We start from the raw sequence: 14,153 nt of genomic DNA, 5'->3' as shown, positions 1-14,153 counted from the left end.
AGGGAGCCCATCAGTGGTTAGTGCTGCAACAAAACTTACCAATGGGATCCATCAACGCATAAACTGTTAAACCAGTACCCGCGATTGCTCGGCGGATATTAGTTCAGAGTCCGCCTCGGCCGGAATGGTTGCAACGTTATCCGGATTTTTCCCATTTATTTTTCCTTTGAGGGTTTCACTTAGTAAGTACATCACGGGCACGACGACCAGCGTGATGACAGTAGCAAAGCTCAGGCCGAAAATGATGGTCCAGGCCAGCGGGCCCCAGAATACCACCGACTCGCCCCCGATGAAGAAGTGGGGGTTGCCGGAGTTGAACAGCTCGTAGAAGTCAATATTCAAGCCGATGGCCAGCGGAATGAGGCCCAGGATGGCGGCCGTGGCCGTAAGAATCACCGGGTTGAGACGCGTGCGACCGGCCAAGACGAGGGCCTCGCGCAGGGGCATGCCCTGGCTGCGCAGCATATCGGTGAACTCAACCAGCAGAATACCGTTTTTCACCACAATGCCGGCCAGAGCGATGATGCCCACGCCCGTCATCACGATGCTGACGTTCATGCCCGTAATGGCCAGGCCGAAAAACACGCCAGCAATCGAGAACAACACCTCGGAGAGAATGATGAGCGGTTTGCTGAACGAGTTGAACTGCGTAACCAGAATCAGGAAGATGAGGCCCAGCGAGAGAGCCCCGGCCAGGGGCAGGAAGTCGCTGGTTTCTTTTTGATTTTCCTGAGCGCCCCCCATGCGGATTTCGTAGCCGGGCGGCGTGGGGAAAGCCTTGAGGGCCGTCTGGATGTTCCGCACCACGTCGGGGCCGGTAAAGCCGTTGAGCACGTTCGAGGAAATGGTGATAACCCGTTTCACGTCTTTGCGCTTGATGCCGCCGTAGGTGGTGCCATAAGTCACATCGGCCACCGAGCTGATGGGTACCTGGCGCACCTGGCCCGTGGCGTCGCGGAAAGTGAGCGGCGCGTTCACGATGGCGTTGACATCGGAGCGGTAGGGTTCCGCATAGCGCACCTGGATGGGATATTCGTCGTCCGGCGTTTTGAATTTGCTGGCCTCCGAGCCGTAGATGGACGTCCGCACTTCCATGCCGATCTGGGCGGTGCTGATGCCCTCACGGTTGGCCCGGGCCCGGTCGATGTTAACGGCAATTTCGGGGTTGCGGTCTTCCAGGTTGGAGCGCAGGCGCTCAACCCCCCCGATCTTCAGCGAGTCGATGTAGCGGGTTACTTTCTTCGAGAGCTTGGCCAGGGCCACATAGTCGTCGCCGGCCACTTCAATGGCGATTTCCTTGCCCGTGGGCGGGCCGCTGGCCTCCTGGTCAACGGAGACTTCGGCGCCGGGAATGCCTTTGACCACCTTACGAATGGAGTCCATGTAGATGCTGGTAGCCGGCCCCCGGCGCTCGCTGAGCTCCTTGAACGCAACGCCGACCTTGCCGAGGTGCGACTGCGACACTCCGGGCGCCCCGCCTTCGCTGCCATCGGTCGCGCCAATGCCTACGTTGGTAATCACCGACTCCACATCGGGGTTGTTGCGGCCGATAACGCCGTAGATGCGATTTTCGAGCACTTTCGTTATCGAATCCGTCACCTCCACCCGGGTACCCACCGGCATTTTCAGGTAGGTATACACAAACTTCGGGTCGCCCTTGGGGAAGAAGGCCACCTTGGGGCCACGGATCCCCAGGGCCACGAACGAGCCCACGAAGAGCACCACCATGCCTACCATCACCAGCGCCGGGTGGCCGATGGCCCAGCGCACTAAACTGGCGTAGCCATTCTGGAAGCGGGGCAGGGCCCGGGTCTGGAACCAGGCAATCATCTTCGAGAACACGAAGACGTTGAGGAAACAGAATAGAATGACCGTCAGCATCAAGTTGCCAACGAACGACGAGCCGGCGAAGTAGCCGATAACCGCAATAATGGCCAACCCGGCCATGGCCAAGAGAAAGCCGCGGGTCAGTTTAGGCTTGCTCTCCTCGCTGTGGTGGTCTTCGCGCTCCATGAAGCTCACGGCGAACACCGGGTTCATGATGAAGGCCACCACGAGCGACGACATCAGCGTCAGAATCAGCGTGACGGGCAGGTAGTACATGAAGGAGCCCACGATACCGGGCCAGAACAGCAGCGGCACGAAGGGCGCCACCGTGGTGAGCGTACCCGCCAGCACGGGCACGAATACCTCGCCGGCCGCGAACTTGGCGGCTTTGGCGGTAGTCAGCTGGGGGTGCTCGTGCAGGATGCGGTGGGTGTTTTCGATTACCACGATGGCATCGTCCACCACGATACCCAGGGCCAGCAGGAAGGCAAACAGCACAATCATATTCAGCGAGAAGCCGAAGATGGGAATGAGCAGGAAAGCCAGAAACATCGAAATCGGCACCGAGAGCCCCACGAACAGGGCGTTGGTAGTGCCCATGAAAAACATCAGAATCAGCGTTACCAGCAGGAAGCCAATGATGATGGTGTTGATCAGGTCGTGCAGGGTTACGCGGGTATCGTTCGAGGTGTCGCCCGTGATGGTGATGGTCAACTCCTTGGGCAGGGTTTTCTTCGACTCTTCGACTATCTGCTTGATTTTGTCGGAGGCGTCGATCAGGTTCTCGCCCTGGCGCTTCACCACGTTCAGGGCAATGGCCGTTTTGCCATCGAGGCGGGCGTACGACTCCCGGTCCTTGAAGGCGTCCTGCACCGTCGCGATATCGCCGAGCCGCACGGCGGCGCCGTTCAGGTTTTTGATTTGAATATCGGCAATGTCCGAAGCCTTGGTGTACTGGCCCGCCACGCGCACGGCCCGCTTCTGGTTGCCCACGTCGATGGAACCACCCGAGATGGTTACGTTTTCGGAGCCAATGGCGCGGGTGATGTCCGAGAAGCTCAGGCGCGAGGCGCGCAGCTTGTCCAGGTCCACATCCACGTTCACCTGGGGTTCCAAGGCCCCGACGATGTCGACGCGGGTGATTTCGGGCAGCGACTCAATCTTGTCCTGGAAGTCGTCGGCAAACTTCTTCAGCTGATGCAGCGGCAGGTTGCCGGCCAGGTTGATGTTCATGATGGGCAGCTCCGAGAAGTTCACCTCGTTTACCGACGGCGGGGAGGGCAGGTCGTTGGGCAGCTCATTGCGGGCTTTGTCCACGGCGTCCTTGATGAGCTGCTTGGCGTACTGCACATCCACGCCGGAGTTGAACTCGACGTCCAGGACGCAATAGTCCTGGTTGGAGGTGGAGTTGATATTCTTCACCCCGTTCACGCTCTTGATTTCCTTCTCCAGCTGGCGCGTTACCAGGTTTTCGATGTCGGTGGGCGAGGTGCCGGGGTATATCGTCGCCACGATGATGCGCGGAATGACGATGTCCGGAAACTTCTCCTTGCCCAGCTTGATGTAGGCAAAAATGCCCGCAATACACAGTATCACCGTGATGATGTAGATACTGGTCTTGTTGTTAATGGACCAGCTGGTGGGGCCGAATTCTTTTTCAATGTCCTGCATAGTTTTAATTCGCTTTTAGCTACTAGCTGTTAGCTATTAGCTCGGGGGAAAGACTGTTTTTTTAGGCTAACCGCTAACAGCTCATTGGCTATCAACTCGCAAGCGGCTGATCAAGCCGTAAAGCATTGGAATCCTCTCTTCCAAAAAGTTTGGTACGAAACGGTCCGGGAGCCGCGTGTGCACCTGTACCTGCTGTCGGTCCTCGCTTTCATTGGCCCGACGGCTACGTTTGTCGGATTATCCCGGGAGCCAGCCGCTACAGGGTAACCGCTAAGGATTCGCCTTCATTCAAACTTTGGTAACCAGCCGAAATAACCTGGTCGTTGGCCGCAAGGCCACTGGTTACTTCCACCTTGCCGTTGTAGGTAGCGCCGGTTTTGATGATGCGCTTCTGCGCCACCGGCTTGCCAGCCTGCTGGCCGACTACGTAGACGTAGCTGTTCTGCTCGTCCTTCTGCACCAGGTCCACCGGGATGACGGTGGCGTTGGGCCGGCTGTAGTTCAGGATGCGCACCGTGGCGACCATGTTGGGCCGCAGGTCGGGGGCTTTGGCCCCGTTCAGGCGCAGCTCCACCGTGAAGGTGCGGCTGGTGGGGTTGATGGCGCGGCTCACCACGCGCACCGTAGCGGGGATTTCGGCGGTGCCCAGGTCCGGAATGGTTACGATGGCTTTGTCGCCGGCTTTGATGCTGTTGCCGTAGGCTTCCGAAACGTCAGCCAGTATTTTACCCCCCGCGCCGCTGGTCAGGCGGGCCACCGGCGTGCCGGGGGCTACCACCTCGCCGAGCTTGGGCAGTACTTCGTCCACGGTGCCGCTGAAGGGCGCCACCACGTTGTAGAGGGCCCGCTGCTGGTTGAGGGTGGCGAGGTTACGCTGCAAGGCTTCGTAGTTGTTTTTGGCTTGCAGGAACTGAATTTCGGTACCGATTTGCTGAGCCCACAGGCCTTTCTGCTTTTCGTACACCGTGCGGGCCAGGTCCAGGCGGGTGCGGAGCTCGGCGATGCTGGCGTCGAGAATGGAAGCGTCGATCGAGGCCAGCACCTGGCCTTTGCCCACCCGGTCGCCACGCTGGACGCGCAGGCTGGTGAGGCTGCCGGCGGCCCGGGCCCCGACGGTAGCAGTCTGGTCGAAGTCGACGCGGCCCTGGACTTCGAGGTAGCTCGTGAAGCGCTCGGGCTGCACGCGCAGTACCGACACCGGCGTGGCCGAGATGGTGGGCTTGGCCGGGCCGGTCTTAGCTTCCAGCTCGGCTATCTTGGCTTGGTTGGCGGCTTGCTCCTGCTTGAGCTTGGCGAGTTCGGCCTTAGGGTCTTTGCTGCCGCCACAGGCGGCCAGGGAAGCGAGCGTAAGGGCGGACAGAAGAAGGGGGATTGGGCGCATAAGAGAAATCGTTGGCGTTCTGTTTTTCAGTCGTTATTTCTTTACCTGGTTGTATAGCTCACCGGTAGCCTTGTCGCGGTCTACCTTGGCCACCAGCACATCGTAAATGGCCCCGTAGTAGTTCGTCTGGGCCGAGCGCAACTCGGTTTCGGCCGTAATAACTTCCAGGTTGGAGCCCACCCCGGCGTTGAACTTGATGCGCGTTACGCGGGCCACGTCGGTGGCCAGGTCCAGGTTGGCCTTCTGGTTGTCCAGCACGTCCAGCGCATTCACCAGCGTGGTCCGGCTCTGGGCATCCTGCAAGTCGATGCTCTGGCGCAGGGTCTCAAAGCCCTTCTCAATGGTTTGCTGCGCGATGCGGCCCTGCTGCACCTGGTACCGGCGACGGAAGCCGTCGAACACGGGCACCTGCAAGCTTAGCCCCACGTTACCAAAGCCAAACCAGTTCTGGTTCGGAAAGCCGTTGCTGCTGCGCGAGTTCGGCCCGCGGAAGGCAAACAGGTCGCCGGGTGACTTGGCCGAGCCGGAGAAACCATACGCCCCCGTGAGCACGAGGCGCGGATACGCGCCGGCCTGCCGGTTGCGCAGGTCGAGGCCGGCGAGGGCTTGCTGGGTTTCCAGGGTCGAGAATTCGATGCGGTTGTTGTAGTTCAGAGCCCCCAACGCGGCCGGCGGCAGGCCGCCGGAGAGGGCATTTTGCTGGTCGGCGCGGTTTTGCGCGGGGGCGTTATCGGTGGTGGGCGCCGTAGCCGTGGGCACGGCGTCCTGGCCGGCTCCCCCACTGCTGAAGCTGGCGGCCCCGAGGCGCTGGCGCAGCGCTGTCGCGTCCACCACGGCCGCCCCGAGCGAATCGGTGAGCTGGATGGACTGCTGCTGGGGCAGGCCCATCTGGAACTTGAGCAGGGCCACGCTCAGCTCGGTGAGACGCTGGGCCTTTTGGTACTCGACGACCAGGTTGTTGCGCTGCACGCGCAGGCGGTCTACGTCCAGCTTTTCGACGAAGCCGGCCTTGAAGGTCTGGTTGGTTTGGTAGAGTACCGTGTCGAGGCGCTGCACGTTGCGGGCCAGCAGCGCCAGGCGCGAGCGGGCCACCAGCGTGCTGTAGTAGGCTTTGCTCACCTGCTCCACCACGTCGATCTCGGCCTGCTGGGTTTGCTTCCGGGCCAGGTCGGTATACACCTTCGCCGCCTTCAGGCCAATGAGGTAGGAGCCATCGAAGAGGAGCTGCGACACCGAGGCACTGGCGTTGCCGGCGTACTGCAGGCCGAAAGCGAAAGCCTGCGGCGGCACCGGCTCCGAGGGCAGCGTTACGGGTTTGATGTTCACCGTTTGCCCGGCCTGCGCGGCCGCGATGTCGGCGGCCGTGAGCGGGGTAACCGTTGAGCCGCCACCCAGGGCGGAGAAATCAACCAGGCTTTTTTGCAGCTTAAAGTTGTTGGACACCGTGCTGGCTATGTTTACCTGGGGCAGGCCCGCACTCCGGATTTCGCCCACCCGGGCCCGGGCCGTTTCCTCGGCCAGACGGGTGGCCAGCAGCGAGGGCTTGTTCTGCACCGCGTAGCTAACGGCCTGGTGCAGGCTCAGGGGCATGGTGCCGGCCGGGAGCGGTGCCGTTGGCAGTGCCGAAGGCTGGGTTTGAGCAAGTAGAGTCGGCGGCCCGGCCGCGCTCAGAGCAGCCAGCAGCAGAAATCTGGGAGGTAACAGCATCTTCATAACAGCAAAAGGGTAACGGATGAGCGGGGTAAAGCGGATTATTCTTCGATGACGTGTCGGTACTGGTTGATGAGCCGGTGGCCCTTGAGCGTGGCTACACCCATCATGAAATGCTCGACCAGCGCCACCGACACGCGCTCGGCCCCGAACTGCCGGGGCGGGTAGAGCGTGGCATCGAACTGCAACTCTATCTGAGCCAGGCGCAGGCGCGCCAGCACCTCGACGTCCAGGTCGGGTCGAAAAAGGCCTTCGGCAATGCCACGGCGCAGGTTGTCAATGATTTGGGAGAGGATGAATTCATTTTTGTGGGTGAGCCACAGCTTCCAGGCTTCGGCGTGGAACTTCTGGAGGTCGTAGAAAATGCTGGGGTGTACGTTGGCAAACTCCTGCTTCATCCATTCCATCAGCCGAAACAGCTCGTCGATGGCCGAGTTGGCGTCCTTCATCACGTTGGCACACTCGCGTTGGGTGTCGAGGAGATGGCGGTGCATCATGTCAAGCACAATCTGGTCCTTGTTCTCAAACCACTTGTAGAGGGTCTTTTTCGACATCGCCAGGTCGGCGGCGATGTCGTCCATGCTCACGCTTTTGATGCCGTTGCGCATGAAAAGCCTTTGCGCGTGCTGCAGGATTCGGTCTTTGATTTCCATAACTGACGCCGCAAAGATACAATGGAAACTTTTAATGAACCCAAAGTTTCCGTCATTTTTTTCAGGGCTTGCAGCGGAGTCGTTTTTAACCCGAAGGACGACGGATGAGTGAGTACTTTATTTTAGCCATAGCTGAATATTTGCTGCCCGACCAACGGACGAGCTAAGCCCAGTAGCAACGCAAAGCTAATAATTTTAGTCAAACACCAGCCTATTCCGGCATCAGCCTGCAGATAAGAAGCGCTGCTCAGCTCGCCCAAGAACTGGCTGGCGGGTACTTTTGCGGTGTCCGCATCGGCTTTTTTACACACTCTCATGAAAATTCGCACCGGCTTCGGCTACGACGTTCACCAACTGCAGGAGGGCCGGCCATTTTGGCTCGGCGGGATTCTGGTGCCCCACACCCACGGCGCCCTGGGCCACTCCGACGCCGACGTGCTCATCCACGTCATTTGCGACGCGCTCCTGGGGGCGGCCAACCTCCGGGACATCGGCTTCCACTTCCCCGACACCGACCCGCAGTATAAAGGCATCGACTCCAAACGGCTGCTGGGCGAGGTAATGCGCTTACTGCGCTCGAAGGGCTATGAGGTGGGGAACATCGATTCCACCATTTGCCTGGAGCAGCCCAAGGTGAACCCGCATATTGCCGAAATGCAGCGCGTGCTGGCGGCCGTGATGGGCATTGCCGAGGATGATATTTCCATCAAAGCAACCACCACCGAAAAACTGGGTTTTGTAGGTCGGCAAGAGGGAGTAGCGGCCTACGCGACAGTGCTCATTCAGAAGCTGTAAGACCAACTGGACTGATAGAGATACCCGAGTACCGGCCCCAAATTTCAGCAATTTTCTGATTATCAATTCATAAACAAACGCCACTGCGCGTTACTGTATCTTTCTCTTAAATTATAGAATGCATAAAACACTCCTGATTGCCTTGCTGGCGGTGGCCAGCGCGGCCCCGGCTTACGCCCAGGGCAAGGCGAAAGTCACCCCCCCGAAAACCCGCTTAGCTCCGGCCCAAGCACCGAAGACGGGCGCTACCGACTGGAGCGCCAAGTATGCTGCTCTGGTAACCGCGGAGCGCCTGCGCACTCACCTGGCCGTGCTGGCTTCGGACGAGTACGAAGGGCGCGAAACGGGCACCAAAGGCCAGCATATGGCCGCCGCCTACGTAGCCGAGCAGTTCAAAGCGGCTGGCTTGCAGGGCCCGGTACCCAAGGCGGCGGACCCGTACCAGCAACGCTTCAACCTGGAGCAGGTGACCTGGGCCCCGGACGCCACCCTCAAGGTAGGCAGCACCAGCTACCAGTGGCTGGTCGATTTCTACGGCCTCAGCGACTCGCCATTTACGGAAGAAACTACTGTGACGCCCGTGTTTGTGGGCTACGGCATCGAGCAGCCCGGCTATTCCGATTACGCCGGACTGGATATAAAGGGCAAAGACCTGCTTATTGCGCTCGGCGAACCCACCGACGCCGAAGGCAAAGCCCTGCTGAGCGCGGACGGCTCGCCCACCAAGTGGGGCGACGACTACCGCGCCAAAGCCCAGGTGGCCTCACAGAAGGGAGCCCGCACGATTTTCTTCGTCAGCTTTAACCCAACCAGCAACTTTGCCAAGCAGGCCGCGCGCCTGGCGCCGTACATCAGCCGGCCCGCCACCGTGATGGCGAGCGAGGAAAATCCCAGCCGCGCGCCGCAGTTCTTCGCTTCAGCCACCGTGGGCCTGCAAGTGCTGGGTACCACTGAGGCGGCTATGCAAACGTACCTGAGCAAAATCAACTCGACCAAGCAGCCGGTGCCGGCCCCGTTCAAAGTAGTCCCGATGCAGATTAAGGCGGTCCGCCAGCGCGTACCATTGGGCACGGAAAACGTGCTGGGCTTCATTGAGGGCAGCGATAAGAAAAACGATGTTATCGTGCTATCGGCACATCACGACCACTTGGGCGTGCAGAATGGGCAGGTGTTCAACGGTGCCGACGACGACGGCTCGGGCACGGCGGCCATCATTGCCCTGGCGGAGGCGTTTGCCCGCGCCAAGAAAGAAGGCCACGGCCCCCGCCGCAGCCTGCTGTTCCTGAGCGTGACCGGCGAGGAAAAGGGCCTATTTGGCTCGGAGTACTATTCCAAGCACCCCGTATTTCCACTGACTAATACCGAGGCCGACCTGAACGTGGACATGATTGGCCGCACCGACCCTGAGCACGAGGGCAAGGCCGACTACGTATATGTTATCGGCTCCGACAAGCTGGCCTCGGAGCTAAAGACCATCAACGAAGCCCAAAACAAGCGCTACACCCGGCTCCATTTAGACTATCGGTTCGATGACCCGGCCGACCCCAACCGCTTCTACTACCGTTCCGACCACTACAACTTCGCGGTGAACAAGGTGCCGGTGGCATTTTTCTTCAACGGCACCCACGCCGACTACCACATGGAGACCGACGAAATCAGCAAGATTCAATTCGATAAGATGGAGAAGCGGGCCCGATTGATATTCCACACGGCCTGGGAGCTGGCCAACCGCGAGAAACGCATTGTGGTGGATTCTAATAAACCCTGAGCGCAAAGTTTCGCTAAGTTTTGAAGGGAAGTCTCGCTAAGTTTGGGGTATGAGCGAAAGCGAGATTTCCAAGCTGGTACTGCTGCTTTTCGGGTGCATACCGTTTGGGGCCCGGGCTTCTTGAGTCGGTGTACGAGGCGGCTCTTACGCATGATTTACGGAAAGCCGGCTTGGAAGTGGAAACTCAGGTACCCATTCCCGTGATTTATGATGGAGTGAAGCTGGCCATTGGCTTTCGCCTCGACGTTCTGGTGGAAAACAAGGTAATTTTCGAATTAAAATCCCGCGAAACCCTCAGCCCCATTCATGCCAAGCAACTCCTGAATCACTGAAAGGCAACATCATTCGCCTAGTCAACAACCTCCACTAATAAGCCAGCCCCCACTTAGCGAGACTTGTTTTTTATTGGCTTAAGTAGCCGGTCACAAATACTGGTCTAGAGAAGGCAGTCCTACTCATCTGGCATCCTGAATAGGCGATTACCCAGGCACAAATCACTTAGGAGCAATCACTTAAAATCAAGGGAATTGTTTTACCCAGACTGGTTCCGCCACTAATAAGCCAGCCCCCCTTAGCGAGACTTCCTTTTAAAACTTCGCGAAACCCTGCGCTCATGAAGGCCGAACAATTTCTCAAAGACGCCGAAGCGAAAGCCTTCGACCGGGAGCACCGCCGTAAAATCCGGTTCAACATCGGCAAGTACGACGCGGCCGTGAGCGCCGGCCTGCAACTCTACGACCAGCACGAGTTGGCCCGCGACCGGGGCGCCTACCTCAAGGCCACCGTGCTGGAGAAGCTGGACGAATACCTCCTGCAGTTCGAAGCCAACTTCACAGCCCGCGGGGGCCGGGTTATCTGGGCGCAGGATGCCGCCGAGGCCCTGGCCGAAATTGGCAAGCTTACCAAAGCACGCAATACCAGGACGGTGGTGAAAGCCAAGAGCATGACCACCGAGGAGATTCACCTCAACCAGTACCTGGCCACCCAAGGCATTGAGTCCGTAGAAACCGACCTGGGGGAGTACATCGTGCAGCTGAACGGCGAGCGGCCCTACCACATCGTGACGCCCGCCATGCACCTGAGCAAGGCCGACATCAACGACATCTTCGTGAAGCACCTGGGCACGGAATCGACCGACGACGCCCAAAAGCTGGTGCTCACGGCCCGGCACCTGCTCCGCGACAAGTATACCGCCGCCGAGGTGGGCGTCACCGGCGGCAACTTCCTCATTGCGGATGCCGGCGCGGTGGCCGTGACCGAGAACGAAGGCAACGCCCGCCTGTCGGCCACCTTTCCCAAGCTGCACATCGCGGTGGTCGGCATCGAGAAAGTTATTGCCCGCCTAACCGACCTGGACCTGTTCTGGCCCCTGCTCAGCACCAGCGGCACCGGCCAACAGGTTACGGTGTACAACACGGTGTACTTCGGGCCGCGCCAGCCCGGCGAGGTCGATGGGCCGGAAGAAATGGTCGTGATTCTGCTCGACAACGGCCGCACCACCCTGCTGGCCCAGCCCGACAAGCGGGCGGCCCTGCGCTGCATTCGCTGCGGGGCCTGCCTCAACGTGTGTCCGGTGTACAAAAACATCGGCGGCCATACGTACGAGACTACCTACTCCGGCCCCATCGGCTCGGTTATCAGCCCGCATCTGTCGGGCCTGCCCGAGCACAAGCACCTGAGCTACGCCAGTAGCCTGTGCGGCGCCTGCACCAGCGTGTGCCCGGTGCGCATTCCCCTCCATAACTTACTGCTTCTCAACCGCCAGCAGAGCGTGGAGGAAGGTCATACCCCCACCGAGGAGCGGGCAGCCATTGGCCTCTGGAAATGGAGCATGCAACACCGCTGGGCGCTGGACGTCCTGCCGGCTGGCATTAAAGACTGGAGCCTCAGCCGCCTGCTAGGCCAGGTGGGCTGGAACAAGCGGCGCGAAGCCCTGGCCGTGGCTCCGCAGTCGTTCCGGGAGCTGTGGAAGCACCGGAAGACGCCACAATAGGTTCGGCAATACCTTGAGGGTTCGGCGTTTCCGGGGATTTGCTCGTAAGCAGCATTTTCCTTGGTTATGCAGCACTTCCTCTTGTTGGCCCTGCGCGTGCTTACTGGTATGGGGGGCGTGATACTCGTCATCACCACCCTGTCGGCCGCCATTCGCTCGTTCGTGCTGCCCCGCAACGAGGTAGTACGCCTGAACGTGTGGGTGTTCGTGGGCATCCGCGCCATCTTCGACCTGGTCGCTAAGCTGGCCCACTCCTACGAGCGCCGCGACAAAATTATCGCTCACTACGCGCCGGTGGCCCTCGTGGCTCTGCCCGTGGTGTGGGAGGCGTTGGTGAGCCTGGGCTACACCAGCCTCTACTGGGCCCTGGGCGAAGGCAGTTGGGTGCAGTGCTACGTACTGAGCAATAGCTCCTTACTCACGCTGGGCTCTGCCACCCCTCATCACGGCTTCACTACGCCGCTTACCTACTCCGAAGCCACGTTGGGGCTGCTGTTACTCACGCTGCTGCTGTCGTATCTGCCCACCATTTACCAGGCCTTTTCGCGGCGGGAAGTCACGGTAGCGTTGCTGGAGCTGCGGGCCGGTACCCCACCCACGGCCGCGTGTTTGCTGAACTGGCTCAACCATAACAGCTCGCTGCAGGACAACGAGTTGCAATGGGCTGAATGGGAGCGGTGGTTTGTGGAGATTGAGGAAAGCCATACCTCCCTACCCATTCTCTCTTTCTTCCGCTCGCCCCAGCCCGGGCGCTCCTGGGTAACCAGCAGCGGCCTAATTCTGGACACCGCCGTCTTACTCTTTGCCGCCGTGGAGGGCCCCCGGCCCCGCCAGATAGAGCTTACTTTCAAAGCGGGCTGCCTGGCCCTGAATCGGGTATACCGCTTCTTCGACGATAAAGCCGGCTCCGAGCCATCCAGCATCCTGCCGGGCGAGGACGCCAAAGAACCCCAGCGGGCCGATTTTGAGCTCGCGTGGCAAGAGCTGGCGGCGGGTGGCATACCCATGAACCAAGACCGCGATGCCGCCTGGCAGCACTACCAGCAATTACGCGCCCGCTACGCGCCAGCCCTGGAATTCCTGGCCCACCTTACCATGGCGCCACGGTTAAAAACGGCGGTGTGAGGCCTGATTAAGCAGGGAGTTCGGGCAGCGGCCTTTTACCTAGATGGTGAAGCTGTTTAAAAAGCCGACTTGGCATGCTTCACTCACCATCATCGGGCAGAATGTTGATATCCTGCACCAGTACGCGCTGCTCGATTTCCCGGCCCCGCGTGGTGTTGGCGAGGCCCCCGAGGGCAGTTTCCTTGTAGCGCGTTTCCATGGACTGGCCCACTTCGCCGAGCGCGGCCACGCACTGATCGACGGGGATAACGGGGTCGACGCCGGCAATGGCAATCTGGGCCGAGCTGAAGGCAATGGCGGCCGCGGAGGCGTTGCGCACCACGCAGGGCACCTCCACCAGCCCCGCCACGGGGTCGCACACCAACCCCAGCATGCACTGAATGGTGATAGCAACGGCCGCAAATACCTGCTCCACGGACCCACCGAGGCAGTACACGATGGCGCCGCTGCCCATGGCGGCGGCCGAACCGGTTTCGGCCTGGCAGCCCCCCACAGCCCCGGCCAGCGACGCGTTCTGCTCGATAATCAGGGCGATGCCCGCCGCCACCAGCAGACCCTCCAGAATTCGGTGGTCTTCGAGCTTGTGCAAATCCTGCAGCGTCACCAGCACGCCGGGCAAAATGCCCGAGGCCCCCGCCGTGGGCGCGGCAACCACCCGCCCCATGCAGGAGTTCACTTCTTTGGCACCCAGAGCCCGGGTGATAAGCTGCTTGAATTCAGGTGAGAGCACGGTAACGGGCGAGGCCGCAATCTTTTTAGCGCCGTTGTTTATCATGCCCGACCGTGAAGTCATGTCGCCGGTAAGCCCTTCGTGCACGGCGTCGCGCATCACGTCGTAGGCACGTTGCAGGCCATTCCATATTTCTTCCTCGGTGCGGCCTTTTTGCTCGATCTCATAGTTTAAGACCGGCTGATGCAGGGGCTGACCAGTATCGGCGCAGTGCGCCTGCCAGGAAGCAAAATCGTTGAAGAGCAAAGACATGGCTTGGGTGGGAATGAATAAGTAGAAGCAAGGTAACGCAAAGCCCCGACCGAAGGTGTCTTCTCCCGGAGGCTAACAACTACAGGATTGGCGCAGAGCCCTTATTTATTCGGGCCAGCCTCTTAAGCTACGGTGAATGCTTTATAGAATGAAAATGCACCACTGGTTAATTAGGGTGTGTGGACAGTGTAGGGTTAATTTTGGGCTATGCGTCGCCATGAATTAAGTGACCTGGAATGGAAGTTAGT

10 protein-coding genes are annotated in these 14,153 nt (G+C 59.9%); 5 read left to right on the top strand and 5 right to left on the bottom strand.

Features of this window, described 5'->3' with window-relative positions; genetic code table 11:
* Nucleotides 1-66: 66 nt before the first annotated feature.
* From IC235_RS20925 to IC235_RS20910, 4 genes are all read right to left on the bottom strand, one after another.
* Nucleotides 67-3,498, bottom strand: a complete 3,432-nt coding sequence (locus IC235_RS20925) for an efflux RND transporter permease subunit (RefSeq protein WP_191007167.1) — start codon at nt 3,496-3,498, stop codon at nt 67-69.
* Nucleotides 3,499-3,754: 256 nt separating this feature from the next.
* Nucleotides 3,755-4,879, bottom strand: coding sequence for an efflux RND transporter periplasmic adaptor subunit (locus IC235_RS20920; RefSeq protein ID WP_191007166.1), 1,125 nt, complete (start codon nt 4,877-4,879; stop codon nt 3,755-3,757).
* A gap of 33 nt (nt 4,880-4,912) precedes the next feature.
* Nucleotides 4,913-6,592 carry a TolC family protein gene (locus tag IC235_RS20915; protein WP_191007165.1) on the bottom strand — a complete coding sequence of 560 codons (1,680 nt, stop codon included), beginning with the start codon at nt 6,590-6,592 and terminating at the stop codon, nt 4,913-4,915.
* Nucleotides 6,593-6,630: 38 nt separating this feature from the next.
* Complete coding sequence (locus IC235_RS20910) at nt 6,631-7,242, bottom strand: TetR/AcrR family transcriptional regulator (RefSeq protein ID WP_191007164.1); 612 nt, start codon at nt 7,240-7,242, stop codon at nt 6,631-6,633.
* 315 nt (nt 7,243-7,557) lie between these two features.
* Between IC235_RS20910 and ispF the strand changes: the two genes are divergently transcribed.
* The 5 genes from ispF to IC235_RS20880 all read left to right on the top strand — a co-directional run bounded on the left by ispF (nt 7,558) and on the right by IC235_RS20880 (nt 12,923).
* Nucleotides 7,558-8,037, top strand: a complete 480-nt coding sequence (gene ispF / locus IC235_RS20900) for a 2-C-methyl-D-erythritol 2,4-cyclodiphosphate synthase (protein WP_191007162.1) — start codon at nt 7,558-7,560, stop codon at nt 8,035-8,037.
* A gap of 118 nt (nt 8,038-8,155) precedes the next feature.
* Complete coding sequence (locus IC235_RS20895; protein ID WP_191007161.1) at nt 8,156-9,805, top strand: M28 family peptidase; 1,650 nt, start codon at nt 8,156-8,158, stop codon at nt 9,803-9,805.
* Nucleotides 9,806-9,933: 128 nt separating this feature from the next.
* Nucleotides 9,934-10,137, top strand: a complete 204-nt coding sequence (locus tag IC235_RS20890; protein WP_317173628.1) for a GxxExxY protein — start codon at nt 9,934-9,936, stop codon at nt 10,135-10,137.
* A gap of 281 nt (nt 10,138-10,418) precedes the next feature.
* Nucleotides 10,419-11,798, top strand: a complete 1,380-nt coding sequence (locus tag IC235_RS20885) for a LutB/LldF family L-lactate oxidation iron-sulfur protein (RefSeq protein WP_191007160.1) — start codon at nt 10,419-10,421, stop codon at nt 11,796-11,798.
* 66 nt (nt 11,799-11,864) lie between these two features.
* Complete coding sequence (locus IC235_RS20880; RefSeq protein ID WP_191007159.1) at nt 11,865-12,923, top strand: hypothetical protein; 1,059 nt, start codon at nt 11,865-11,867, stop codon at nt 12,921-12,923.
* A gap of 79 nt (nt 12,924-13,002) precedes the next feature.
* On the opposite strand, the gene sdaAA is transcribed toward IC235_RS20880, so the two are convergent.
* Nucleotides 13,003-13,905 (bottom strand): L-serine ammonia-lyase, iron-sulfur-dependent, subunit alpha, encoded by a 903-nt coding sequence (gene sdaAA, locus IC235_RS20875; RefSeq protein WP_191007158.1) that lies wholly within the window; start codon nt 13,903-13,905, stop codon nt 13,003-13,005.
* Nucleotides 13,906-14,153 lie beyond the last annotated feature (248 nt).

Origin of the sequence: Hymenobacter montanus, from assembly GCF_014699115.1 — a bacterium.
In the GTDB taxonomy this organism is placed as follows: domain Bacteria; phylum Bacteroidota; class Bacteroidia; order Cytophagales; family Hymenobacteraceae; genus Hymenobacter; species Hymenobacter montanus.
The sequence above is the reverse complement of the archived record's forward strand: the minus strand, read 5'-3'. Positions and strand labels throughout refer to the sequence as shown.